Here is a 24828-nt window from a genome sequence, read left to right as displayed (position 1 = left end):
TCGTATTGTTTTCTTAGGAATAGACGTCGCTTCTTTTTGTACCATCCTCATTTTTTGAGAATGCCCTTATTTGCAAAGAAAAAATCGCCCTTTCGCCGCTATGAGAGCCGGTTTGGTGGCGATTTTCCTATTAGTCGCTGATCAGCACTTCAATGCCGAGCGCCTCAATCTTATCGATCCATTCCTTCGAGCACCCCGGATCGGTAATGAGCATCGAGATTTCCTCGAGCTTTGAGACTTTGGCGAACGTAGACATTCCGAATTTGGAATGATCCGCTACCAGAATGGATTCCTCGGCTCGCTGCATCATTTTTCGCGAAATGATGGCTTCAGCCAAATGGAAGTCGGTAATCCCGTCCACGAGTGAGATGCCTCCAACGGAGATAAACGCTTTGTTCACTTTAAATTGATCCAGCATCTGATCTGTCAATGAGCCTGTTGCAGCTTGATACTCGATGTTCACTTCCCCGCCTGCGAAGATAATTCTTCCCCGGAACGTTTCCATGGCCAGATTGAGAATCGGGACAGAATGGGTAATCAAGGTTACACTCGTACGATCCTTCAGGTAAGGCAAAATTTCAATCGTCGTCGTGCCGTTATCCAGCATGATCGTTTCACCGTCTTGGATCAAAGAGGCAGCCAGCTTGCCGATCGCAGTTTTCTCTGACTTCATCATTTGGGTCCGCTTGAGAAAGGGAGGCTCAACAAGCTCCATGCGCATTTTGACAGCGCCTCCGTACACTTTGCGAAGCTTGCCTTCCTTCTCTAGTCGATCTAAGTCCCGCCGCACCGTTTCCGTCGAGACGTTAAGCATCTCAGACAGGTGATGCACCTGCACTTTCCCTTCCATCTCCAAATGGTTCAGGATGGTCATCCTGCGATCTTCGTATGTTAAAGACATAATGGCCTCCTAAGAGTTTTCCGTAAGGAAAACTGGCATCGTAAGCATCAGCTATTGACCGATGATATCCACATGGTGATGTTTCCTGTTGTTTTCATCCAGTTTATAAGGTGGCGCTTACGATGTCAACGGATCAGCTTCATCCTTTAGCCAGCGATGCAATAAGTTGATTGATCTGCTCACGCTTCTTGATAATCCAGTCGGGTTCATGCGGATAATCGCTGAATGTTAATGGCACAGCAAGATCTTCTTCCATCATAGCAATCGTTTTCTCGCGACCAATCAAACCTTCTAACATTTCAAGCGCCCTTACATCTTGCAAAGCTTCATAAAATACAACCATTCGAATAGATTCGATTGGTCCCGTTTCTCCTGGATATACAAGAAAGGCATCCCCAGATGGAAAAGCTCGATCTGCATCCGTTTGGACAAATGGATTCACCATTTTACGTGCATATTGCGAATACCAGAAGTTATACCCCCAGTGTAAAAATCCTCGTATATCAAATTTATATAACTGGAATCCAATGATCCGATTTCTCTCCGAAGGAAATGCAAAGAATCGATTCGATACTTTTTTATACTGCGCACAGCAATAATAAGTCCACAGGTTATCCACGCCGCGGCTAATAAAGGAATCGATATGATTGTTGGCCACCACTGGTGTGTTCACAAGGCCATGTGCGTAAAATTCATAATCCGAAAGTGCATCGAACGTAGGATAGCCTTGAAGAAACTGGCTCAACCGGGTACTTGCTGCTCGATATGATTCTAAATTGTCCAAGGTCGGTTCGTCCGAAACGTGGAAAAATACGCGATCCTGAATACCCTGCTTTTTGATAAACTGATCCAATTCAGGTAAAAATGCCTCTAGGAACTGGCCATATTCTTCTCCAGTTGCGTCTGTTTCCCAACCAAATATCCGCTTCAGCTGCCCCTTTTCCGCAGCCATGATTTTGGGTGCAAACTGTGCCCCCCATTGCGTAAATAAATGAGAAAACTCATAATATTCAACCCCGCAGCGTTCTCCAAGCGCTATCCATCTCTCCAGTAAGCGAAAATCAAATCGGTACCCATTCTCATCCCGCTCTACTTCAACCAACTGCACAGTAGTCCGCTCACCGCCAACTTCTGTATCCAATGGAGGCGTGAATAATGGTGTTAAAATCATATTGATTCCTTGTTTGACAGCAGTTTGAACATATTGCTCAATAAGTGTCCAATGCTCTTCGCTGAAGACATTCACATTGTAATGATTGGCCAAACAATCCGTATGAAACCATTCGGTTCGAATCAACTTTTGCTTGGGCAAAGAACCGCTTAGTACTTGTAAATCGATGCGTTCTGAACCCATCCGATTGCCATCAGCAGATAACAAAATCACATCAATCGGATACACACCCTCTGAATGTTGATCTTTGAGCTCCACCGTTATCCATAGAGAGCTCCAACTTCCAGGTAAAGCGACCTCACCAATTACATCCAATGGCATCAACGGATCGGGATACAGACCAGGTTGATCACTGATCACATAATCATCATGATCGCCATAACATGCTAATTCACTTGGCACCAACCCCACTTTTCGTACCGTTATACACTCGGCTAGAGGTGATTCGATTTCGATACGTATGCCTTTGATAAGCTGCTCCGCTCGATAGGCTACCTGAAACGAGTAAATTTCGTTGCTGAACGTTGTTGCTCTTTCAAGCAAATAACGGGAATCGAGTTCATGATGAGCGATTACTTTAGCCAAAGAATTCAAACATCGTAATCCTACCTTTTTATCAGACATTATGTAGGCTCCTTTTACTTACAATTAATATGGTTATTAATTATAAAGATACGGTTGTTACTCCCTACAGTATATCGGCATTTTTTGCCTAATCGCTCTTTTTTGTGAAAAAAATTCTTCATTGACAGCATAACAAACCAGCGATACAATAGCCAACAAACAACAATATATTATAAAGAAACAACATGATTACTACAAAATACAACTTATAGGAGGACATTATCGTGCAGCATCAGCTTGCCTTTCGCGAAGATCGCACTTTTACGATTGCCCAGTTCACCGATTTACATTGGGAAAGTGGTGAGGAAGAGGATCAGCAAACACGTCGTCTAATGGAAGAAGTGCTAGACGCCGAGCATCCTGACCTTGTCGTATTTACTGGCGACGTCATTTACACAGGGTATGGGGCATCCGGTGAATCTGTTTGCAAGCATCCGCACCAAGCGTTTCGCGATGCCGTTCACACGGCCGAATCTCGCGGTATTCCATGGGCTGTTGTGTTCGGTAACCACGATACAGAAACTACCATCACTAGAGATGAGCTCATGAAAACAGTGCTGGAGCATTCCCATACCGTTACCCAGCGTGGACCAGAAGAAATTAACGGTGTTGGCAATTATACATTGTCCATTTCCGGTCCCGATGGTCAGACCGCTGCCGCTTTGTACTTCTTTGATTCCGGGGATCGCTCTGTGCTGCCGCATATCCAAGGTTATGATTGGATTCGCAGCAATCAGATCGACTGGTTCAGGGAGGAATCCCGTAAGCTCCAATCGAGCCTCGGGGCACAGGCATACCCTGCCTTGGCTTTCTTTCACATCCCGCTTCCGGAATATAAACAAGTTTGGGAGAATGAGACCTGCTATGGCAACAAGTTTGAACATGTCTGCTGCTCTCCTGTCAATTCAGGACTATTTACAGCCATGGTAGAAATGGGCGATGTCATCGGAACTTTCTGCGGCCACGACCACGTCAACGATTATTGGGGCGAGCTTCATGGAGTACGTCTCTGCTACGGAAGAGCAACAGGCTACAATACCTATGGCAAAGACGACTTCCCTCGTGGTGCCAGAATGATTCGACTCCGCGAAGGCGAGCGTTCTTTCGAATCCTGGCTGCGACTGGCTGACGGCACGGTAATCCGTGATCAACCCGAACACCAACCTGGGGTTTAACCCTACCTAATCGTTTGGAGATGATCGCTTGTTTATCGTTTCAATTTTATTAGTCGTAGCCTCAGGTCTTACGCATGCAGTCTGGAGCTTATTCACCAAAAGAAGCCAAAATAAAAGCGTCTTCCTATGGTCCATCATGATGGTAACCACAATCGGACTTCTTCCTTATTTAATCAGAGAACTATGGCTTACCCCTTTATCTCTAAAAGCCTACGGATTCTTACTTTTATCGGCGTGTTTGCAAAGCGTCTACTCCCTATTGTTGGCACGCACTTACAATATGGGCGACCTCTCCCAGGTGTATCCGATTATGCGAGGCACCAGCACGCTCTTCATTCCCATTGGCAGCGTCTTGTTTCTTCGTGAATCCTTATCGATATACGGTTGGATAGGTCTGCTCTGCATGGTCTTCGGTTTCATTTGGCTTAGCGGTATTTTCACCCGAAAACAAACATCCGCCGGAACGGTTAAACCATTCCTTATGGCCCTTAGTGTCGGCCTATGTACGACATGCTACGTTTTTGTTGATCGCATCAATCTTCAGCATGTCTCAGCTATCTCTTTATTAGAGGTTACGAATATCGGGTTCATGGCTGCACTGACGCCGATTGTACTCGCTTCTAAACAACTTCGCGTCGAGTGGAAGCTGAACGCCAAGATCATTTTATTGGGAGCTATCCTCAATCCTGGATCTTATTTGTTATTTTTGTTCGCCATGAAATATGCCCCTGTCGCCCATATCTCTCCAATTCGTGAGATTGGCACTGTCTTTGCTACAATTCTGGGCATTGTTGTGCTCAAAGAAAAGCAAGGCACACTACGAATTATTTGCTCAATTCTCATCTTGATCGGCATTCTGATCATTAGCTTTTTTGGATAAACAGGATATATCTACATTGACTTTATTCCATATCCAGCATATTATAATGTCAGTGAGTACTGACATTGATGCGGAAGAGGGATAATATGGACGGCAGCAAGCTGGGAAGCAGCGATAGACTTCTCTTGGCGGCACTCAATCTGATCGCGGCTAAAGGCTACAATGGGGTAACCACCCTTGAAATTGCCACGGAAGCAGGTCTTAGTGAGAAGACATTGTTTCGCCAATTCGGCAGTAAACAGAAGCTTCTCGAAGCCGCATTTGACCGCTATCATTATGCCGAAGAGATGAAGAAGCTGTTTAGTGAAAAGCTCGTGTGGGATCTGGAGAAGGATCTGCTTCTGGTCAGTAAAACCTATCATGAGATTATGAACCGTAATCGCAAATTGATCCAGATCAGTCACAAAGAAGAAGGCCAACTGCCCGGATTCCGCGAGCGTACGCATAAGCATCCTCTGCAATTGCTGGAAATCTTAACGAATTATTTCATCACAATGTCTGAGAAAGGCAAAATAATTCCTACGAATCCGGAGATGCACGCCTTCTCCTTTATGATGATGAATTTCGGGGCGTTCATGAACGATCTCGACAGCCATAAAAATTACTCAACCATTTCGTTGGAGCCATTTATTCAAGAGAGCGTAAAGATTTTTGCTAGGGCCTTACAACCCTAGTTTTTTTACAGACTAAATGTCAGTCAGTACTGACAGTCAAATTTTCAAAAAGGATGTGGTATCGTATGACTAACCAAGCCCAAGAACCGCAGCAAGCCGGCGACAAATTAATGCGCATTTTGATGTTCACCTTGACTATATCTATGATGAGCGGCATCATGTTCAACATCGTCTTACCCAAAATTAGTGAAGACTTCTCCCTTACGATTTCCCAGGTCAGCTGGCTTTCTTCTGCCTACATTCTTATCTACGCGATTGGCGCAGTCACCTATGGGAAGCTAGCAGACCGCTATAAGCTGAAAAGTTTGATAACCTTCGGACTCCTTGTATTTGCGGCCGGGTCTCTCATTGGGCTGACCTCACAAACATTCGGGATAGCGCTAGTCGGCCGATGTCTGCAAGCATCCGGAGCTGCGGTTATTCCCGCGATTGCGATGATCATACCTTTGCGTTATTTCGCTCCGGAGCGTAGAGGTGCAGCTCTTGGTATGACCGCGGTAGGTTTGGCTTTTGGTAATGCACTCGGGCCTGTTGTCGCTGCTTTAATCGTTAGCGCGGTACACTGGCGCTGGTTATTCGCTGTACCTTTGCTTATTTTGGCAACCCTCCCTCTTTACCGTAAGTATTTAGGAAATGAACAACCTGGGACAACAGGGAAATTTGACTGGATTGGCGGCAGTCTGTTGGCCATCACAATAGCTTTATTTCTGCTGAGTGTTACGAAGGGAATCTGGCTTTTGTTAGGTGGCTTACTCGCTCTAGGGTTATTCATTGCTCGAATTTGCACGGCTGGGGAGCCCTTTATTGCGCCAAGACTCTTTCGAAATAAAAAGTACACACTCGGACTGACCATTTCATTCCTCATCAGCGGTACTTGCTGCTCTCTCTATGTACTTAGCCCTCTGCTATTAGCAGATATTCAGAAGTTACCATCCGTTTGGATCGGCTTCGCAATGGTCCCTGCAGCAGTTGCTTCGGCTGTATTTGGACGTAAAGGCGGTAGACTCGCGGATCTAAAAGGCAACTCGTTTGTTGTTTATGTGGCTTCAAGCCTACTGCTGGCTAGTTTTATTTTACTCTCCACTTTTACTGGAGGTTCCCCCCTGCTTATTGCTGTATTTCTGATTCTTGGCAACGTCGGGCAATCTTTCATTGTCATTGCGTTATCCAACTCGGTCTCAAGAACCCTGCCTAAGGAACAAGTTGGCGTTGGGATGGGCATGCTAGCGATGGTCAACTTCATTTCGCAAGGGATTGCGATCGGCATATACAGTAGAATCGTTGATCTTGGATCACAAGGCATTCCAAACTGGAACCCCTTTTATAGCTATTCAACTGGCTTTATTTTCAGCAATATCTGCTTCGTTATAGCCGCATTGCAACTGGTTATTCTAGCGATTTACTATTTCTCGTTTGGCAGAAAGAAACAAAAGAAGGCTGTGGTCTTGAAGGAGTCTGAGGCAGCTGCTTTATTGAATAGTTATAACTAAATGACAAAATCAAAAAGGCACATGCGCAGTTGCATGGGCCTACTTGATTTCGTTGACAAATTTTGGGTATGACAATATGCTAGAACACAAGCAATCCATCGTCATATATTCTCACTTGATGTTGCCGGATGAATGAATCCTTATTCTCGGTTGAATTGATGTTGTAAAAAGTGCAACAATTTCTGCCTAAATCCCGCCAATCTCCTTCGATGTTGCATAATGTACAACAATTTAGCCCCATTCAGGCCATTTCGCGACAAATGGGTTAGAAATGTTGTACAAACTGCAACTTCAGCTTGCCAAATAGCCTTTTGGGGTGTGAATTGTTGTAGATTTTACAACATTGGTAACCAATATAGCCCATCTAACTTCACGAAGCTTCCTAACAGTTATGGGAAATGAATCGACGGTCTCGTATGACTAACATAAGGGAGAATCTATGACTATTTTGATCAGAATCTTAGGTTCCATTTGTTTCTTACTATTGATTGGATGTTCAAATGAACAAATAACTCCCAAGAATGTTGAACGATCTGATCTTGATACAAGTCTACAAACATGGGTGCAAACTAAATCACAAGAAAATGGTATTTATATTAGAAAAATGAATGAACATAAGGATCAAACAGATAAGATACGTTACCTCATTTACTCCAAAAAAGACCTTAGCTACGACTATAGAACAATTAAACTAAATCTGAAAGATGGAACTTTATCTATACTTTTGAAAGATAAAATGGCCTCAGACGAGCAGTATGTTAAACCTGAGTCCCTTTTCATAATTACGTTAGATACCCCACCCGAAAAAATTGAAATGTATTTAAATGAGAAAACCGTTAATTATCAAATGGAGCAGCCTTAAATTAAGCAGCAAACAAAAGGACGGTCGTAAGAATCATGAGGAAAATCCTATTAACCATTTTCTTAATATTCACATATTTTCTGTTGTTCACCGGTTTTAAGTGGACGTATACTTTCTTTTTCGACGGAGGGATATCGCCCTTTATTAATGTATTGCTGCTTATTTTTATGATAGCTTTATTTTTGCCATCCCTATTAATCACTAAATTTGTAGCTAAGTTTATAAAATGATTCGTTCCCTCCCGGATTCCAACATTATTTTGTTAAAAGCACGCGATGAACGCCTTTACTGCCTCCAGGTGCCGTTCCAATATATAAATATCCACTATGGCTTGCTGCCGTCGTTACGCCAAACAATGAGCCTTCTGGATCATGCCAGCTTCCGATAATGATACGATTCCGCCACAAGCACGTAATCTTCATCCTCAGACAAGGCAACCCCGTTCGCAAAATAGAGACCTTCTAATAGGACTGTCGTCTGATTGGTCATTGGATCACATTTCCCGAAGGACATCGATTTCAAGAAGAAAAAACAATTGACGTACAAGACTTACAAGAAGAACCGTTTATTATGCCCAAAGGAGTCTATCGAACTCATGTTGATGAGATTTTTTCTCAAGCTAAAATAAGACCCTTGGAAATTCTTAATAAAATCATTGATTTCTTTCGAAAAACAAAAGCCCAAGCGTTAACTCGCTTGAGCTCTTATAGGTTGGGCAATGGTACATGTGATGGACGTCGCTTTATTTGAACCGCTGCGCTTGCCTTGAAGGCATAATGGTCAGTTCCGAAATGTTGACATGCTCAGGCTGCTCTAGTGCATAGAGTGCTGCCTCGGCAACATCATCGGGATGTAACGGCAAGACGTTCGAAGCAAACGTGCGAATTTCATCCTCGGAATACCCGGCCACCTGAGAAAATTCCGTTGCCACCGCCCCCGGCTGAATCGTAGTAACGCGAATCCCCTGAGAAAGTGTCTCCAAACGCAATGCAGACGCTATGGCGTTAACGCCGTATTTAGTCGCGCTGTATGGGCCTCCTCCGGCAATCACTTCCTTGCCGGCAATCGAGGAGATGATAATGACATCTCCCTTGCCCTGACCCAGCATCGGGGGGAGCCCATACCGCAGTGTCAGCATAAGACCGTGCACATTGGTCCTGTACATCTCCTCCCACCTTTCCAGATCCACATCTACCAAAGTACTTCGATATCCGAATCCGGCATTGGCGACTACAATGTCAAGACGCCCCCAGCGATTAATAATTGCATTGACCACATGCTGTACTTCTTCAGCATTTTGAATATCAGCAGTTACCGCCATAACCTCGTACAATTCCTCTTTATGCAATTCCTGAACCAGCTCATCCAATCGTTCCCGCCGGCGTGCCACCACGGTCACATGTGCGCCGCGCTTTGCCAGCTTCCTAGCAATCGATGCTCCAATGCCGCTGCTGGCGCCTGTCACCAAGGCTACTTTGCCGGCCAGACTCTCCTTCGCATTCCATGATAACGCTAAATCATCCAGTTTCATTTCGCACCCTCCCGGATTCCAACATTATTTTGTTAAAAGCACGCGATGAAGGCCCAGGCTACCTCCAGGTGCCGTTCCTATATATAAATATCCGTTATGTTTTATTGCTGTAGTTACGCCGTACAGTGTGCCTTCTGGATCGTGCCAGCTTCCGATAAGCTCTCCCTGCGGGCTGAGCTCCACAGCAAGCCCATGCTTCGCCGGTGCGCTTGCACCGCTTAGCAGCGACTGCGGTATTTTGGCCATGGTACTGGCCAACCAAGGGTTGCTATGCATCTGATCTACAAAGGAAAGGCGAGTCGTGAAGATACCGACCCAGAAATGACCTTGCTCATCACGCGTAATGTTGTCTGGAAAGCCTGCGAGATTGTCCGCAAAAATATCAGATGTCCCTTTCTTTGGACCCTTGAGCCAGTATCTGGTCAACTGATAATGATATGATTCCGCCACAAGCACAAAATCTTCATCCGCAGACAAGGCAACCCCGTTTGCAAAATAGAGCCCTTCTAACAGGACAGTCGTCTGCTTGGTCTTTGGATCATACTTCAGCAAACGTCCATGCGGCTTGTTCTCGGCAATTTCCTTGAAGGTCACGCTGCCATAGTTCGAGGTATCGGAGAAATAAATTGCGCCGTCCTTGGCAATATCAAGCTCGTTAGCTAAATAGATCGGCTTGCCGTCCACTTGATCGGCCAATACCTCTATGCTCCCGGATGGGTTTATAGATAGCAGTCCCTTCTTGACATCAGTAACGATCAAATTGCCATTGGCATCGAATATAAGTCCATTAGGCGTTCCTTTGGTGTCTTCAAACACTTGGGCCTTTTGTGGATTGCCCTCTGCATCGAAAGCAACCTTGTAAATTTTCCCGTCAGAATCTCCTGTGTATAGCTGGCCTTCCTTATCGAAGGTAATGAATTCCGGGGATTTAGGGGCATCAGTAACAAGCTGAGCAGAGCTGAGTTTGTTGTTCTGTTTCCAAGGGCCCGATTCCTCAAAAGAGGGGGCCGTCGGCGCGGACCATTTTGCCGGTTCGATCGGTGAAGGAATAAGCAAGAAAACGATCACTCCGAGAACGAGCAACGTAAGTAGTGATAACAAAAATCTGCGTACTATTTTACGCGGTGAGCCTTTCGGACGATTCACACCTTCAGTAGATTTAACGGAGCGAACTTGTGTATTTGGCATTAAAGCGCCTCCTGTGTCTTTTATGTGAGATTTAAATTTGGACTACGATTTTACCGAAATATTGCTTTCCTTCAGCTAAGAGCGCGAATGCTTCTCCAATTCGATCCAGAGGGAATACACGGTCGATGACGGGTTGTAAACGATGATGGGTAATCGCTCGATTCATCCTTTCAAAGTGATCCCGGTTGCCGACTTGACTGCCGCGAACCGTTGCGGCTTTCTGCAAGATGCCCGTGACATCATATTCCGGAATGGTCAAGCCCGATAAGAACCCGACCATACTCAAGGTTCCTCCAATGCGAAGCGCATTTATGGATTTTACCATCGTAGACGCTCCTCCAACATCCAGAACGTGATCGACGCCCCCAGTCAGCTCTAACGCTGCTTTATCCCAATCGGGAACTTCCGAATAATTGATCGTTTGCCATGCACCGAGAGCTTTTGCTCGTTCCAGCTTGTCGTTGCTGCTCGATGTGATGATCGCTCGTGCTCCAGCCATAAGAGCGAATTGAAGCCCGAAGATAGAAACCCCGCCTGTTCCTTGCAGCAGCACGGTATCCCCCGCTTGCAAACCACCGTATTCGATTAGCATGCTCCATGCGGTTAATGCCGCGATCGGCAAGGTGGCGGCCTCCTCATAAGAGAGGTGATCGGGAATATGGACGATTCCGTCTTCATGTAAAACGACGTACTCAGCCGCTACTCCGTTCAACGGACCTCCCAGACTGTCTTCTAATACCCCCGGTCTTGGGTTGCCGGCAATAAATCGCTGTTGCAAATTACCCGCTACTCGGTGTCCGACCTGAAACCTTGTTACTCCTTGGCCAACGGCTACAATTTCTCCCGCTCCGTCTGATAATGGAATGAAGGGGAATTTGATTTCAATCGGCATTAATCCGCTGAGGATCACTAGATCCCGGTAATTGAGAGAAGCTGCCTTCATGCGGATTAGTACCTCATGGGGGCCTGGCGTTGGTATGTCGAGTTCCGTTAAGTTTAATTCCTCAAAGCCGAAGCCGTTTGTAAGTTGTATAGCTTTCATCGAATTGTCCTCCCTGCAAGATCAGATTGATTACCTGTATTCTTATAATTATTAGTATTGCCGGATCCTCCGCGTGGACGAAGCATGCCTCCAACAAGTCGAAGACCTTGCTTGCGTGTTATGAATCGCGATAACTGAGCCCCGATATAATTCTGCACACCCGGAACGACGTATATTTTCCCTTCCTTCAACGCACGAAGTGCAACCTCTACGACTCTTTCCGGCGTATCTTTCTTTCCGACAGAGGCTTCTTCCGTTCCTACAACATTAAAGAAGCTGGTGTCCGTCGAACCGGGACAAAGTGCGAAGAATTTGATACCTCGGTCGCGGTTTTCCCACCATAACGCTTGAGTAAACGATAAGACGAAAGCTTTCGTCGCCCCATATACTGCCATAAAGGGCAGCGGTTGAAATCCGGCGGTTGAAGCCACATTAATAACTGCTCCTGAGTTTTTGCGCAACATGTTTGGCAAGAACAAGTGAGTCATATCTACAACAGCAGCGACATTGAGCATCACTTCTTCATGTTGTCGCTCACCTGACACTTGCTCGAACAAACCATGTGTAGCAAAGCCTGCATTATTGATTAGCAGTTCGATATCCACTTTCAAAAGTTCACATTGCCGATATAACTCGCTGGGTGCGCCCTCTTTCGCAAGATCCATAGAGATAACCTCGGCTTTGATGCCATACTTCTTTCTAAGCTCATCTGCCAGGCTCTCAAGCTTACTCGTTGATCGAGCCACAAGTACCAAGTGGCTGCCTTGTTTGGCTAGTTGTCTCGCGAATTGCTCTCCAATACCGGAAGACGCTCCCGTGACGAGCGACCATTTTCCTTGAATTTTCATAGTGCTACTCTCCTTTTCGATACTATGTTATAATAATGAAACACTGTTACCGATTGGTTAAAAAAATCCTCGATTCCCAAGAGATTAAGAGTCGTCATATATTTGGTAACAGTGTTTCTAATTAATTTCATTGTAACCAAGCTTTTTAAGAAAGTCAATACGATCTTTGAACATCCCATGTCTCATTGACAACTACCCATCAACTGTATAGAATTTTTGATAAGAAATTATGAAACTTTGTTTCCTGACGAAAACACGATAACTGAAGGAAGATGAATGATGAGCGACCAGGATAACTCCGTTAATACGAACACACGAGTGTTGAAAACCTACCAAGAGGCTCGCTTACAAAATATTGAAAATCTCCGCAAGCTTGTTGTTGATGCTGCGGCAACGCTCTTGCAAGAAGAGGGCCCAGAAGCCGTTACGGTGCGTAAAGTAGCGCAGAAAATGGATTGCTCGACAAAAATCATTTATAGCTTATTTGTCAATAAAGAAGGCTTGGCTCAGCAGCTCTATCTGGAAGGTTGTAAGCTCCTCGCTAACGAATTCGAGGGGACGCCGCAAGCAGCTGATCCGGCGCAGCATTTGCTGAATCTAGGCGAAACCTTTTGGCAATTCGGGCAGCGTTACTCCAGCTATTATAAGCTGATGTTCGGAGGAGCCTTCGCAGATTTCAAACCGGACGAGGAAAGTGTGCATGGCACCGTAACAGCCATGCGGCAGTTAATGACCGTGATCAGCAATGCGCAAGAGCAAGGACTAATTCCCGGCCAGTATGACACGGAATCCGTTGTACGAATAGTCTGGGCCTCACTCCATGGCGTTATTCATCTTTACATGGGTGGACACTTGGGAGATGTACAATCGGCTCATGCCGTATATAAGCAAACGTTGTCAATGATAGTCAGCTCGTTGTTGCCAGATCATAGCACCTAATGCGGGATCCTGATCCGGTTGACAAGTCTCACACTATACAAAATATGGCATGATTGTGTGTCGTTATGTCATTCCCTAGGGATGAATGAATTTTGATCAAATGGCTGATAATTCATATTTTCCGGGGACTTTTAACGGTAGATATACATGCCATGCTTCTCTACAAACGTCAAAAAGCCCCTCCAACTTGTTGAAAAGATGGGGGGCTTTTTGACGTTTACAGTGTTCTATTATGTATTAGAAGTTAGTTAATAAACAAAATGATAGCCCATTTGTTATTTTTTCTATTGTCCACCGCAAGCGGCAGTCCACGAGGGCTGAACTCCTGACGCATCGCTACCAGTGATGCGCGCTCCCGCAGTGGTTAGTTACACTGCCCTTTATCCCGTCTTTCTGTGTTCTCCTCGAATACATCCTTCGCAACTTGAATCGCAGATGCGGCGCGCGGCCATCCAGCGTAAAACGCAAGATGAGTCAACGCTTCGATCAGTTCTTCTTCGGTCAAACCGTTCTCTTTTGCTAAGCGAAGATGATAAGGAAGCTGCCCTGTAAGTCCTCCGGTGACTAGCACTGATATCGTAAGGAGACTACGTTCCCGAAGCGATAATTGTACTCTTCTCCAAACGTCCTCGAAGAGTACTTCTTCCGAATAGCGTACGAAAGTAGGGGCAATATGCCCAAACGATTCACGGGCGTTTGATACAATTTTTCGATGCTTCATTCTTATGCCTCCCTCTTATTGTCTGGACGTTCGATCATTTGCGCAACGCCGTTACCGAAAGTCCAGTCCTCGAATTCCGTGTCGATCAGCACGACGAATACGTCTTCTTTCCTCATGTTAAGCGTATTTGATAATAGTTCGGCTAACTTTCCGTAAAAGCTTATTTTCTGCATGGTGCTTCTTCCGGATTTGAACGTGATTTGAATATAGAGCAGCCCGTCACTTCGCTCTATGTTTAAGTAATTCCGACTATAATAAAACTCGCTTGCTTTGTGCGAGTGGAACACTTGAAAGTAATCGTCTTCCGGCACATTGAAATGCTGGATTAGAGCGCTCATAATCGCATGGCTTATGATGGGTAGCTGCTTTGTCCCATATTGATTTTCCATGTAGCTGACTCTGATGAATGGCATTCAAATATCACTCCTTCAGCAAGATACTCTAATTGTACTTCCCACTTCTTTATTTGTATAATTGAATAAAATGATATACTTATTCATTTTATTCGATGGAGAGATATGCCATGGACTTAAAGGAACTAACTACGTTTCAAACCATTATTCAAGAAGGAACCTTCACCAAAGCGGCCACGAAATTGAATTACGCGCAGTCTACGATTACAAATCAAGTCCAGCGGCTGGAGAGGGAATTGGGCATCCAGCTATTCAAACGAGGATGGGATGCGGAGTTAACGGCTTCTGGACAAATTTTTGCCGCGGAAATTGACAAGCTCATTGGGCACTGGAACCATGTAACGGAGCAAGCGAAAGCTTTGCAAAGAGAGGAGATCGGCTCCCTGCGCGTCGGAGGGCTAGAATCGTTGATTGAGCATGTGCTACCCAACTCTCTGCGACGATTCCGGGAACATAAACCCAAAGTATCGTGTCACTTTGTCAATGGGAACACCGACTCCCTGTCACGCGCGGTACTCCAGAATCAATTGGACTTTGCCATATGCGGAGAGCCTACCGATCTTTCTTCTTTTCGCTTCGAACCGCTATATAACGAGTACATCTCCTTTATTGTAACGAACAGCCATCCCTTGGCCGAAAGAAACGGAATAATCCCCTTTGAAGAACTGCTTAACTATCCGATGATCGTTGGCGGAAATACCTGCTTGTATTACCTGCGGTTATCTAAGCAATATTCCCATTACACCGAAACTCCTTTTCTATATACGGTGAGTCAAATCTCGGCTATTCCCGGGTTCGTTCAGCGAATTCCTTCCGTTGGAGCCGTTCTCGATTCCACGGCGTTACCCCCGAATGTCATGAAAATACACGTCGAACTCAAGGATTCATCTATCCCGGTCGGCCTGCTGCAATCACGCAACACGGAGTATACTTCATCATCCAAAAATCTTTTAATGCAATATGTAAAAGAGGAACTGCGGCGAAACTAAGCGTATTGATCTTAAGCTTTTGGAGAACTCCGGGGTTCGCCTCCTACATGGACTCCACCAAACACAAAAAAACACCCCTCACTTGGCGTGTTTTTTGTGGAGCCTTAGGGGCTCGAACCCCTGACCTCATCGCTGACAGTGAAAAGAGAGGTATTGTAGGTTAAGGGAATTGCGGAGGTAAGCCTTTCAGAGCAAGGCTTTTTTGAATTAAATGCTTCTACATTCGAGTGCGCCGCGGCTCTCAGTCGCAATGGGAAGTACGATGGTCTTCACGCTCTACTTATGCAACAATGCTTTCTTGGGTCCAAAAATCATAAAACTGATCGCGGCCAAAACCCAGACGCCAATACCGCCATAGAGCATCACCAAGCCAAAGCCGTGCACAAGCGCTGCATGGACGACGGCTCCGGACGCATCCAGAGAGGATAGTTCTGGCAAACCCTGCTTGAGAGATGAAGTGTTTCCGACGGCTATTTTTTCGGCCAATGACCGCAATTGCACTGCATCGAGAGTCCCAGGAAGAGCACCCTTCAAATAAGACAGGATGCCTTCCTGCAAGATGAATCCCATTACGGCGATGTTGATGGCTAGACTGATTAATCTGGCACTCGTGTCTATGCCGGAAGCCATGCCTGCACGGGTACTCGGAACGGAGCCGGTGGTCGTGTTGGTCACAGGCGTGTTGGTTAAGCCAAGCCCAATACCAGCCAACAGGGAACCGGGGAGCATGGTCAACCAGCTGGCGTGATCGCCGCCGCTGCCAAATTTCATCAAAATGAAGCCTATGCCGATGATGAACAGACCCGATGGGATGACTATGCGCGGCTGATAGCGGAGCGAAAGGCGCTCTGCCAGAGGCGGAATCACCAGGGTGGGCAGCGTATAAGCCAAGAGAGACAGCCCAGCTGCCACGATGCCGTAACCAAGGGCGCTCTGGAAATAGATCGGCAGATAGATCATGAACGGCCAGAAACTGAAATTCATGCCGACGGAGCCAAAGAGAGCGCCGGAAAAATTACGTATCCTGAATACGGAAAAGTCGAACATCGGATGGGTGCTGAGCTTTTCCGCAAACAGAAAAATAATGAAACATGTTGCCGTTGCAACAAGGGTGCTGATGGCGGCTATGCTGGTAAAGCCGAGTTCCGGCCCTTGCGTGATAAAGTATGTCAGCCCAAAAACCGTCAACGAAAGCGTGACGATGCCGATAATGTCCAGCTTTTTCGCCTGCGGATCGCTGGACTCCTCCACACTGCCTAAGACAAAGATCAAAGTGAGGATGGTCAGCGGGACGTGGACTAGGAAAACCCAATGCCAGTTCGAAACGGCCACGATCATGCCGCCGATGATGGGTCCAAAACCGAGGCCGATACCGAACACGATCCCCCATGCGCCAAAGGCTTTACTGCGTTCTTTTCCTTCCTGAAACTGATGCGAAAGAATTGCTATCTGGCAAATCAGCATCGCGCCAGCACCCACGCCTTGAAGAAACCGGCTGACGATCAGAACTGACGTGCTTTGTGCCAAGCCACAAATCAAGGATGTAATGCCGAACAAGACGAGGCTGATAATAAAAATACGCCTCCTTCCATACCGGTCAGCCAGCGTTCCAACAGCCATCAGAACTGTCGTACTAGCAATGGTGTAGGCGTTCATAATCCATTGCATATCCTTGAGATTGCCATGCAATACCTTTTCCAGGGTTGGCAGTATCACTGGCACACTGGAAATTTCGAGGCCGAACATTAGCGCGGACAAACATATAGCGGCCAATGCGATTATATTTTTGCTGGAGTGGGAGAGGCTCATTGAGAGTTCCCTCCAGACTTAGATTTGGTAATTGGGCCGCGCCATAGCGGCCAGCGAGCCGTGCCATTGCGCTGGACAACAGCACCAACCAGCCTATTTTCGTCAATTGTACAATCAATGACCTCATCAATTCGTGCCTGAAAATCTTCTGTACCTACCTTATTTAGATCGTATTTGCTCAATGGTAGCCATCCTCTCTGACTTTTCATATATGGATCATCTTATTGGTGTGAATTATTATATAATTAAAATCATTCATTTTACATATCACAATCATTCAATTATGATGATTATACAAATGAATTAAATGAGTTTCATCTGAAACACCTTAAATTTAAAGGAGGGCATTCAAAGTGGATCATGTAGACAAACAAATCCTCTTCTATCTTCAAGATCAGGCAAGGATTTCAATGACAGAGCTGGGTAAAAACGTGGGTTTGTCCCAACCTGCTGTAACGGAACGAGTTAGAAGAATGGAAGAAAACGGAATTATCGAGGAGTATCGCACCGTCATCTCTCCTGAAAAAATTGGGAAGCATGCGGCAGCCTATATGTTGTTTCGGACTAGAGACTGCCTGGCATTTCTTGATTTTGTCCATGCATCTCCCCAAGTTGCCGAGTGCCACCGCATAAGCGGAGAACACAGTTATTTATTAAAAGTAGTGACCGGATCCACACGCGCTCTCGAAGAGTTTGGCAATCAGTGCGATAAGTATGGAACCTATACGATCCTGATTGTCATGTCTTCACCGATCGATCATAGACTTCTCATTCATTCTCTCGAAGAAGCATGTAGAGTTGACTAATGCCAAGGAGAAGGGATGCGGATGCGAAAGCATATGGGTTATATCAGATTGGATAACTATCTTCTGACGCAAATCGATTAGAAAAAAGAATGTGCTCCGATAAAAAGAAAAACCCGCGATTTTAGCAGGTTGGAATAGGACTATATTCTTGTCATCCGACAAGTAATCATTGAAAAGAGAGTACGTTTAAAAAAGAGAGTATAGTGTCACCGCACAACGGCACTCTGCGCTGGAGAATAGACAATACATCAGAGCTTTCGGACTTCTACCAAATAAAAAAGCAACCTTTACGGTTGCGATGTTTTATTATCGTGGAATTTAGGGGTATGCATGAATCTTGATTTTAAGGCTGACGAAACGTATCCGGATGGAGCTTTCAGCGGTAGATTCAAACGCCGTGCTCCTCCACCTTCGGCTCCGTCCACGCTTCACTGAACCCCTGACCTCATCGCTGCCAGCAAAGCGCTCTCCCAGTTGAGTTAATTCCCCACGTTTTACTTTTATCTGTCTTGAGAATAGTTTACTCAGTAAACAACTACTCAGCCCCGCTGCCCGCCGAGGCAGCTTCTCTCATAGCCGAAAGCGCTTCGTCTAGTGAATCAACGCCGCCGCTTGCACCGCTTCGTGCACTGCTGGCCATTTCCGCGCTATACGCCCACCAACGCACACGTACATTCCCCGGCTCTGAAGTTTGCTGTACCTTTACACCAATGCGGAACGTGCCTTTTTGTGGATAAGCAATCGTACCGATCTTCACTTCTGGCGCATCGGGTTCAAACTCACTGCCTTTGAACACATCGGAGGCACCGCCGTAGACGCGGTCCCCGCTAGATAGCATTTCGGAGAAAGCTTCACCGCTGCTCTCTTCCAAGCTAGTGATGATCAGCACGTTGCCCTCACCAAGTCCGTGTGCGATTTCGCCGGAGAAGAAGCTTTTGGTTGCTCTCCCGAATGGGGACACAGCAATCTTCGTGAAAGGCTCGATCGGAATGTCCACGACACCGCTTAGCATACCCGCAATGCCGCTGCCGCCGCCGGCTGGAATGCTTAAATCGAATGAAAGCTCGCTAATCGCTTTATTGAAGTTAACCTTGAATTCCGGAGGCTGTCCTGGCGCCAAGGTTTTCACTTTGGACTTCGTTACGAACTGACCGGATGTTTCCTCGCGGTACTCGTTCGCTTGAGCTAGCCTGTACATAACCGAGGAATTGTACACGTATTCGCCAAATGGCACTTGCTCGACACTTTCAATGACATAGGTTGGTCCCACTTGAACAAGGTATATTTTAGCCAAATAAATACAAGGCTCGGACGGAGCTTCTAAAGAAGCCTCCAACGATTGTTTCACGAAATCCGACATCAACCGTTCCCGCACGGCCTCGCCAATAATCTGCACTTCGCCAACAGCTTGAGTTTGCAGCTCCAACTGCCTGTCATCCAGCTTCAGAACGGCCGTACTCACCTGTACACCAATCGTCCCCTTCACGGAAGTCGTACTATCCGCTCGCAAAAGCACCTTCATTTCATACTCGCTCTCTTGCCCATCCTGCAGCTCTTGGAACACAATCGTGGTTCCTTCAATCGCCTCTACGCGTTCAGCAGCCAGCTCATATTGAAAGGACAGTCTGCCCGCATTAAGAGTTTTCTCGAAGCGCAGCTTCATTTCGAACAGCTGACCTGGATTCACATAACGAGGTGTTGTTTGAAGCACGCGCACTTGAGAATCTTGATAAAGAACGACTGTCTGATCGGACAGATTTGCCAAAGGCAGTGAGGCTGGATCTGGCGCATCTTCCCGGATAAACAAGCGGTAGCTTTCCAGCACACGATTATAGTCATTAATTTCGTCGGAACGAATAGAAGAATTAGCGACCGCGTGAACGGGTTCTTTTTCCTTTTCGTCATAGGCAATACATAGGTATACGTTCTTGGCATACTGATTATTGCTGAAACCGTCCATCATCGATAGCTTCAATGTCATCGGAGAAGGCACGACAATTTCCCGGCCAAGCGCGTCGATCGCAGCTCCCATCTCTACAGAAACTGACTTTTCATCGACCGCGACAACCTGCAGACCAGTAAGTACGCCCGAACCATGCAGCAAACGGTTCATCATTCTGCGCTTATCGTTGAAATACTTTTGCTCAGACTCGAAATCCCTTACTGTCAGCAGCTTTCCATAGAAATACCGATTGCGCTCAAACGGGTAATAGCGTGTTTTTTTCATAAGTATCCCCTCACCTTCCAAGACTCATTTCGTTTATTCGATTTCGGAATCCAATTCCAAGCGAGTATGTATGTCCATTCGTTTATCGCGATCTACGTCAATCAGCACCGTATTGTAAGGCATCGACGAACGCTGATCGAGTGTTAACAAGGTAGGCTCAGATAAGTAAGTATTAATGCCCAGATATGTATGCATGTCCGCGTACATCCACGGTTGTAGAACGATTAACTTACCTTCGGTATAGGCAGGTTTTTGGTCTTCGATGATTTGCTCGATCGTTAGCCGTTGTGCGTCTGTCTGTACGAATTCAGGCTTTAACATGATGCAGAAGCAATAAGGATTATCCCCATATAACTGGGCAAAAAGCTGCCGCAGCTCCGAAGTCTCCTGCATTTGTTTAAACTGAAAATATTCCAGCAAAAACGGTTCAGACCCTGTGTAAATCTTAAGCATGTTCATCATGCCCTCGCGAGTTCCCCGCAATTTATAAAGCTCAGGGGCCTGCTTAATCAGCTCTCTTAGCTTCGTCTCGCCCCATGCCTCATGATCCGTGATAGCCAGCCAGCGGCCTAGCCATTCCAGATAAGTGCCGGACACAGCATCCGGATCGAAGTGAGAGGAAATACGGTCTATTTTATCCTCCATATCGTCAAAGAACGTGCTGAACATCGCCAGAAACCGCTCCAGAAAAGGGCTATGCTCCTCGTCCTGCTGATAAATCGGCGGCAAATAGGCAATCAGTGACGTTCTCGGGAAGTAAACCCGAAGCTTTCGGATGTAAGGTGATTTTTGCTCGCTGCCAATCAGCTCAATTTTGAACCATAGATAACGGCCTCTGGCATTCAACAGAAGAGCATCCTTCGGATTCAGGATGGGCTCCGACCATAAGTCTTGCGTCGCAGCCAGCTTAGCTCGAATCGAAATGTCTGGATCCGTCAAATAGCCCGTATAATTTACGTATTCGCCATCAATGAATCCTTCACTTTCATCCGATGTAAAATAGGAAAAACGAACCTGCGTTTCCTCCGGAATATCGGCTTCTAGACGAATCTTATGCCACTGTGTCTCCGTTTCCGTCGTATCCAGCTCAGCCGAGAAATAGATGGCCTCCGGAAGCTGAGTCCCCTCAAGCAGCATCGTACGGGCACGAAGATCAAGCAGGCTAATCTGACCGCTAATCCGATCAAAAACATACAACCGATTGCGCCCATCATGCAGCAATTTATCCGTTCGCCCTCGGAAGCTCGTTACTTTATCAAACTGCTCACCATTCTCGCGAAACTTTAGAATAAACCGCTCCGTTACTCCTTCTTGCTGTGCGTATCCGCTGTCCCCTATATAGATATTATGATTCGTATCAATGGAAATACCGGCAAAGCGCCCTTCCTGCTCCAGCTTAAAATGAAACGGCTCCCGACCATCCTCATGGAACACCGTTACCGTTCTGATCTGTGCATCCAATAGAACTAATTTACCACTCGCAGCAGCGGTGTAATAACGCCCTCGAAGTGCAGCAATTTCAGCCGCTTCTTCCAGACGGTGTACTTCATGCTCATACACATGTACCACTTCACCTGCCGCGTTCCACTGTATAATCCCGATTCGGCCGCCCTTAGGGACTTCGGGACTTCCATTCATACCAATCGCAATGTCCAAAGGGACCGCCACGTAAAGCGAATTCGCCGTTGTTAATCTCGTATTAACCGAGAGGGGAAATAATTCAAGTCCATCCCAATCATGGATAGCCCACATCGTCTGTCCATTGGAAATCGAATAAACCGCAAGTCTTCTCTCGCTTTCAAAGTGGGCATCTGCTATCACCAAAAGATCTGACATAGAAGCAAGCATCGCTTGATGGCTAAACAACTGATGACCCTGACGAAATAACGACTCCCGATGACGACTTTCATCATCAAAAATCCATACATTCGAAGCCTCGTCTAGCAAAAATAGTTTCCGACCTGGCCCAACCGTCATCTCTTGAATAGGATGAATGCCTTCCAGCTCGTCTGTGCGAACGATGCGATGAATGCTGTATTTTTCCGTCTGCTGAATCGAAAATCCTTCGCTCTGCATATGAATATTGGCTTCATATCCCTGTTCCCAGTCAAGCGGTTTGTTAAGTGAGAAAAACGTTTGTCCATCCTGCATCGTTCGACACCTCTTTTCCTAAATAAGGATTATAAATCCGTCTGGCTAATGGTTTCCACTTCATGATCACCGGAATAGACCAAGGCATAAGGCGGAATATGAATGTCGCCAGCGCCATCTTTGTGGAAGCCTGTGCCCTCGGCGTCTATCCAAATGTCCTGCACATAGACAACCCCTTTAATCCGGGAAATAACGCCATAAATATCACCCTTATACACGGTCCGGCCAAAACGCCAGCCTTCTGAGCCTTGCCCATGATCCATCGGCTGCAGCAATAGTCTGAGCTCTTGCATGATTCGGCGCTGTTCATCTTTGTGCTTGGGCTCCATCACCACGACAGCGTGAACGGTTATTTTAATATATTCGGCGGGAATCACATGTAGTTCTGTGGTCAAAAGACGATGCCGATCTAGATGCTGCTTAATCGTTTGCAAGAAACCCTTACCTGCTTTCGGCTTATCGCTCTCGCTGTATGGGACGACCACTACGGTCATCTGAGCGGTCGCTTTGACCTTCGGATAATCCCGCATGCCTTGCTTGTATAACGGGATTGCCTTTACACGCGCGACACGCAGACCCGGCGTCGCCTTCGCGATTGCCTCGTAGTCCTCGCCAGTCACGGCCCGCGTCGGCTTGTCGAGCTCACGCCGCACGCGAAGCTTCGCCTGCGTGAGCGTCTCCGCTTCGAGGCCGCCTCGCGCCGGGAACGGATTCGTCACACGCACGCCTTTGGTATTCGTGAAGCCGGTCACGAGGCCATCCTTCACGTTGCCTCGCACACCACCGCCCGCTTGCAGCGCCAGGAACCGAATGTTCGGTTCCACGGACTTGGGCGGAGTGAGACCCGCTTCGTTATTGCCGAAGCGGATCGTTCCTGCTGCAGCGTCGTAGACGTAATGCCTGTCCGTGGACTTCGAATTGTCGAAGTCGTCCACGGACTGCCAGTCGTCCCAAACGACGTCACGCTCTCCGCGTGGCCGGTAACCAACCTGCAGCAGCATGCTGCTGGGCTTATACATCCGGCCACGGCTGATTTCAAAGGTCTGCCCGGGCAGACCTCTGCTGCCCCCGACAAAACGGCCATAGTCAAACTCGGCCGTGTAAGCAATGAGCCGTACCCGCTGCGGACCCTGCGGCGGGATACTTCCGTTCACCCCGTCGCCGAAGCGCAGACGGGTGGTACGCAGAGCCGAGTCTTGCTGCAGCTGGCAGCAGAGATCGTCCGGCTCGCAGTCCTCGAGCTCCGCGACGATGTGCCAGTCGCGCCAATGCCCTTGCTCGTCCTGCACCTGCACAGTGTGCAGACCGTTGTAAGCGAGATACGAGCTTACCTCGAAGCTCTGATCAGGCTCTCCCGAGCTGTCAAAAGCAGTAACTTCGCTGAAGGTTTCCTGCTCAGCCGCTTTCACCGCATTGAGACTAACCTTCTCAATCTTCGGAGACAGCTCATAGCCGTCCTCCTCGAGTGTACAGCAAATCCAGAATCGGCTGCGATCATCCGCAGGGTAAAGAGCAATCAGCTTCATCTCCGACGTAATCCGAAAACGGAGCTCGCCGCTTTGCGACAGATGAACCGTTGAGTCGCTTATCTGCTCGATAGGCAGCCAGCTTTCGCTTTGCCCCTGCTGCCCGGCCCCAGCGAACGACCAAGCCACCTTTGCAGAAGAAATCATCGGCGTTGTCCCATCTTCACGGTGACCCACGGTTACCGGATAGCGGTCAAATAACTTAAAGAAGATCGAGATTTCCGTTTGCTCAGGCAGCGCTCTATCGAAACCGAGATACAAGTGCGCGCCCTTACGCGCTTCAGGTCCAAAAGCATAATAAGCAATCTTTGCATGATTATTCGATGTAAAATCACCAGCCGCCGTCTCCGTACGGACTAACACTTTCTCAAGCTCGGATGGAACAAGATGCACCGTGTCTAGTGTCTCAAACCGCTGGTCCATCGCTTGCAACGGTGTCCCCTTGGGGAGCACAAGCTGCTGCTGTAATCCAGCAAACGCCACATCACAAACCGCAGATACGGCTTCACGAGGGCTAATCCCCAGCAGTTTCAGAAATTTCCGTTCACTTCGCTCCGTCACCCGGTTTAAGTAATACTGCTGCATCTCCGTCATCCATGACATCAATTCCAGCAGCGTAATCCCCGGGTCATGTTCATTCTCATCCGTCCACTCCGGAAAAAGCTTCGGTATCGACTTCCGAGCCTCCTGCACCATCTGTTCAAACATACGATCATCCAAGTTAGGTATTGGCAGCACTTGTGCTCACCGTTGCCAAAAACTTATAAAACTATGAAAAACAGATACTAGCTTATAAGTATTGTTTGCTTCCTGCTTCGTTGTGTCCGATTTTGCCCAAGGGCTACTCTCGTTTGGTGTGAC

The 24828-nt window shown here is 47.0% G+C and carries 21 protein-coding genes and 1 pseudogene; 8 read left to right on the top strand and 14 right to left on the bottom strand.

All coding sequences use genetic code 11. The features are described from left to right. Nucleotides 1-130 precede the first annotated feature (130 nt). Nucleotides 131-901, bottom strand: a complete 771-nt coding sequence (locus tag AC58UU_RS29485; RefSeq protein WP_497320865.1) for a DeoR/GlpR family DNA-binding transcription regulator — start codon at nucleotides 899-901, stop codon at nucleotides 131-133. A 139-nt stretch (nucleotides 902-1040) separates the two neighbouring features. Beyond that, nucleotides 1041-2696: a DUF4091 domain-containing protein gene (locus AC58UU_RS29480; protein ID WP_497320864.1), complete on the bottom strand. Its 1656-nt coding sequence runs from the start codon at nucleotides 2694-2696 to the stop codon at nucleotides 1041-1043. Between the two features lie 224 nt (nucleotides 2697-2920). On the opposite strand from AC58UU_RS29480, the gene AC58UU_RS29475 reads away from it, so the two are divergent. The 5 genes from AC58UU_RS29475 to AC58UU_RS29455 all read left to right on the top strand — a co-directional run bounded on the left by AC58UU_RS29475 (nucleotide 2921) and on the right by AC58UU_RS29455 (nucleotide 7777). Next, nucleotides 2921-3871, top strand: coding sequence for a metallophosphoesterase family protein (locus AC58UU_RS29475; protein WP_497320863.1), 951 nt, complete (start codon nucleotides 2921-2923; stop codon nucleotides 3869-3871). A 28-nt stretch (nucleotides 3872-3899) separates the two neighbouring features. Next, a complete protein-coding gene (locus tag AC58UU_RS29470; protein WP_497320862.1) occupies nucleotides 3900-4751 on the top strand; it encodes an EamA family transporter in 852 nt (283 codons plus the stop codon). An 86-nt stretch (nucleotides 4752-4837) separates the two neighbouring features. Beyond that, nucleotides 4838-5425 (top strand): TetR/AcrR family transcriptional regulator, encoded by a 588-nt coding sequence (locus AC58UU_RS29465; protein WP_497320861.1) that lies wholly within the window; start codon nucleotides 4838-4840, stop codon nucleotides 5423-5425. Between the two features lie 65 nt (nucleotides 5426-5490). Next, nucleotides 5491-6915 (top strand): MFS transporter, encoded by a 1425-nt coding sequence (locus AC58UU_RS29460; RefSeq protein ID WP_497320860.1) that lies wholly within the window; start codon nucleotides 5491-5493, stop codon nucleotides 6913-6915. A 439-nt stretch (nucleotides 6916-7354) separates the two neighbouring features. Continuing rightward, on the top strand, nucleotides 7355-7777 hold the full coding sequence (locus tag AC58UU_RS29455) for a hypothetical protein (RefSeq protein ID WP_497320859.1): 423 nt from the start codon (nucleotides 7355-7357) through the stop codon (nucleotides 7775-7777). 254 nt (nucleotides 7778-8031) lie between these two features. Here the strand turns inward: AC58UU_RS29455 and AC58UU_RS29450 are convergent. From AC58UU_RS29450 to AC58UU_RS29430, 5 genes and pseudogenes are all read right to left on the bottom strand, one after another. Then, nucleotides 8032-8278, bottom strand: a pseudogene (locus tag AC58UU_RS29450) (SMP-30/gluconolactonase/LRE family protein); the annotation flags it as partial. Nucleotides 8279-8519: 241 nt separating this feature from the next. Continuing rightward, nucleotides 8520-9308, bottom strand: coding sequence for an SDR family oxidoreductase (locus AC58UU_RS29445; RefSeq protein WP_497320858.1), 789 nt, complete (start codon nucleotides 9306-9308; stop codon nucleotides 8520-8522). Between the two features lie 24 nt (nucleotides 9309-9332). Beyond that, complete coding sequence (locus AC58UU_RS29440) at nucleotides 9333-10496, bottom strand: SMP-30/gluconolactonase/LRE family protein (protein WP_497320856.1); 1164 nt, start codon at nucleotides 10494-10496, stop codon at nucleotides 9333-9335. Nucleotides 10497-10527: 31 nt separating this feature from the next. Beyond that, nucleotides 10528-11538, bottom strand: coding sequence for a zinc-dependent alcohol dehydrogenase family protein (locus AC58UU_RS29435; RefSeq protein ID WP_497320855.1), 1011 nt, complete (start codon nucleotides 11536-11538; stop codon nucleotides 10528-10530). Next, nucleotides 11535-12386, bottom strand: a complete 852-nt coding sequence (locus tag AC58UU_RS29430; RefSeq protein WP_497320854.1) for an SDR family NAD(P)-dependent oxidoreductase — start codon at nucleotides 12384-12386, stop codon at nucleotides 11535-11537. Before AC58UU_RS29430 ends, AC58UU_RS29435 begins: the two co-directional genes overlap by 4 nt. 279 nt (nucleotides 12387-12665) lie before the next feature. On the opposite strand from AC58UU_RS29430, the gene AC58UU_RS29425 reads away from it, so the two are divergent. After that, nucleotides 12666-13325: a TetR/AcrR family transcriptional regulator gene (locus AC58UU_RS29425; RefSeq protein ID WP_497320955.1), complete on the top strand. Its 660-nt coding sequence runs from the start codon at nucleotides 12666-12668 to the stop codon at nucleotides 13323-13325. Nucleotides 13326-13689: 364 nt separating this feature from the next. Here AC58UU_RS29425 and AC58UU_RS29420 read toward each other — a convergent pair whose 3' ends face one another. Continuing rightward, nucleotides 13690-14046, bottom strand: a complete 357-nt coding sequence (locus tag AC58UU_RS29420; RefSeq protein ID WP_497320853.1) for a carboxymuconolactone decarboxylase family protein — start codon at nucleotides 14044-14046, stop codon at nucleotides 13690-13692. A gap of 2 nt (nucleotides 14047-14048) precedes the next feature. Then, the gene (locus AC58UU_RS29415) at nucleotides 14049-14459 is read right to left on the bottom strand and encodes a tautomerase family protein (RefSeq protein WP_497320852.1); all 411 of its coding nucleotides are present in this window, start codon (nucleotides 14457-14459) and stop codon (nucleotides 14049-14051) included. Nucleotides 14460-14569: 110 nt separating this feature from the next. Between AC58UU_RS29415 and AC58UU_RS29410 the strand changes: the two genes are divergently transcribed. Continuing rightward, entirely contained in the window at nucleotides 14570-15448 is an 879-nt protein-coding gene (locus tag AC58UU_RS29410; RefSeq protein WP_497320851.1) for a LysR family transcriptional regulator, read from the top strand. Between the two features lie 276 nt (nucleotides 15449-15724). On the opposite strand, the gene AC58UU_RS29405 is transcribed toward AC58UU_RS29410, so the two are convergent. Both AC58UU_RS29405 and AC58UU_RS29400 read right to left on the bottom strand, forming a co-directional pair. Next, nucleotides 15725-17257 carry an MFS transporter gene (locus AC58UU_RS29405; RefSeq protein WP_497320850.1) on the bottom strand — a complete coding sequence of 511 codons (1533 nt, stop codon included), beginning with the start codon at nucleotides 17255-17257 and terminating at the stop codon, nucleotides 15725-15727. Then, nucleotides 17254-17439, bottom strand: coding sequence for a hypothetical protein (locus AC58UU_RS29400; protein WP_497320849.1), 186 nt, complete (start codon nucleotides 17437-17439; stop codon nucleotides 17254-17256). Before AC58UU_RS29400 ends, AC58UU_RS29405 begins: the two co-directional genes overlap by 4 nt. A gap of 171 nt (nucleotides 17440-17610) precedes the next feature. Here AC58UU_RS29400 and AC58UU_RS29395 point away from each other — a divergent pair, with 171 nt between their 5' ends. Then, nucleotides 17611-18063 carry an Lrp/AsnC family transcriptional regulator gene (locus AC58UU_RS29395; protein ID WP_497320848.1) on the top strand — a complete coding sequence of 151 codons (453 nt, stop codon included), beginning with the start codon at nucleotides 17611-17613 and terminating at the stop codon, nucleotides 18061-18063. 535 nt (nucleotides 18064-18598) lie between these two features. Here AC58UU_RS29395 and AC58UU_RS29390 read toward each other — a convergent pair. The 3 genes from AC58UU_RS29390 to AC58UU_RS29380 are packed head-to-tail and all read right to left on the bottom strand — an operon-like array spanning nucleotide 18599 to nucleotide 24687. Beyond that, the gene (locus AC58UU_RS29390; protein WP_497320847.1) at nucleotides 18599-20290 is read right to left on the bottom strand and encodes a hypothetical protein; all 1692 of its coding nucleotides are present in this window, start codon (nucleotides 20288-20290) and stop codon (nucleotides 18599-18601) included. A 33-nt stretch (nucleotides 20291-20323) separates the two neighbouring features. Continuing rightward, entirely contained in the window at nucleotides 20324-22441 is a 2118-nt protein-coding gene (locus AC58UU_RS29385; protein ID WP_497320846.1) for a phage tail protein, read from the bottom strand. Between the two features lie 29 nt (nucleotides 22442-22470). Beyond that, entirely contained in the window at nucleotides 22471-24687 is a 2217-nt protein-coding gene (locus AC58UU_RS29380; protein WP_497320845.1) for a putative baseplate assembly protein, read from the bottom strand. Nucleotides 24688-24828: the final 141 nt, after the last annotated feature.

It is taken from the genome of Paenibacillus sp. JT22N1, assembly GCF_059692155.1.
The sequence above is the reverse complement of the archived record's forward strand: the minus strand, read 5'-3'. Positions and strand labels throughout refer to the sequence as shown.

Excerpts from the sequence above, each read along its gene's own strand:
- AC58UU_RS29410 (WP_497320851.1), top strand. The coding sequence starts at position 14,570 with ATGGACTTAAAGGAACTAACTACGTTTCAAACCATTATTCAAGAAGGA.
- AC58UU_RS29445 (WP_497320858.1), bottom strand. The coding sequence starts at position 9,308 with ATGAAACTGGATGATTTAGCGTTATCATGGAATGCGAAGGAGAGTCTG.
- AC58UU_RS29440 (WP_497320856.1), bottom strand. The coding sequence starts at position 10,496 with ATGCCAAATACACAAGTTCGCTCCGTTAAATCTACTGAAGGTGTGAAT.
- AC58UU_RS29460 (WP_497320860.1), top strand. The coding sequence starts at position 5,491 with ATGACTAACCAAGCCCAAGAACCGCAGCAAGCCGGCGACAAATTAATG.
- AC58UU_RS29480 (WP_497320864.1), bottom strand. The coding sequence starts at position 2,696 with ATGTCTGATAAAAAGGTAGGATTACGATGTTTGAATTCTTTGGCTAAA.
- AC58UU_RS29415 (WP_497320852.1), bottom strand. The coding sequence starts at position 14,459 with ATGCCATTCATCAGAGTCAGCTACATGGAAAATCAATATGGGACAAAG.
- AC58UU_RS29425 (WP_497320955.1), top strand. The coding sequence starts at position 12,666 with ATGAGCGACCAGGATAACTCCGTTAATACGAACACACGAGTGTTGAAA.
- AC58UU_RS29420 (WP_497320853.1), bottom strand. The coding sequence starts at position 14,046 with ATGAAGCATCGAAAAATTGTATCAAACGCCCGTGAATCGTTTGGGCAT.
- AC58UU_RS29485 (WP_497320865.1), bottom strand. The coding sequence starts at position 901 with ATGTCTTTAACATACGAAGATCGCAGGATGACCATCCTGAACCATTTG.
- AC58UU_RS29405 (WP_497320850.1), bottom strand. The coding sequence starts at position 17,257 with ATGAGCCTCTCCCACTCCAGCAAAAATATAATCGCATTGGCCGCTATA.
- AC58UU_RS29455 (WP_497320859.1), top strand. The coding sequence starts at position 7,355 with ATGACTATTTTGATCAGAATCTTAGGTTCCATTTGTTTCTTACTATTG.
- AC58UU_RS29435 (WP_497320855.1), bottom strand. The coding sequence starts at position 11,538 with ATGAAAGCTATACAACTTACAAACGGCTTCGGCTTTGAGGAATTAAAC.
- AC58UU_RS29390 (WP_497320847.1), bottom strand. The coding sequence starts at position 20,290 with ATGAAAAAAACACGCTATTACCCGTTTGAGCGCAATCGGTATTTCTAT.
- AC58UU_RS29430 (WP_497320854.1), bottom strand. The coding sequence starts at position 12,386 with ATGAAAATTCAAGGAAAATGGTCGCTCGTCACGGGAGCGTCTTCCGGT.
- AC58UU_RS29385 (WP_497320846.1), bottom strand. The coding sequence starts at position 22,441 with ATGCAGGATGGACAAACGTTTTTCTCACTTAACAAACCGCTTGACTGG.
- AC58UU_RS29465 (WP_497320861.1), top strand. The coding sequence starts at position 4,838 with ATGGACGGCAGCAAGCTGGGAAGCAGCGATAGACTTCTCTTGGCGGCA.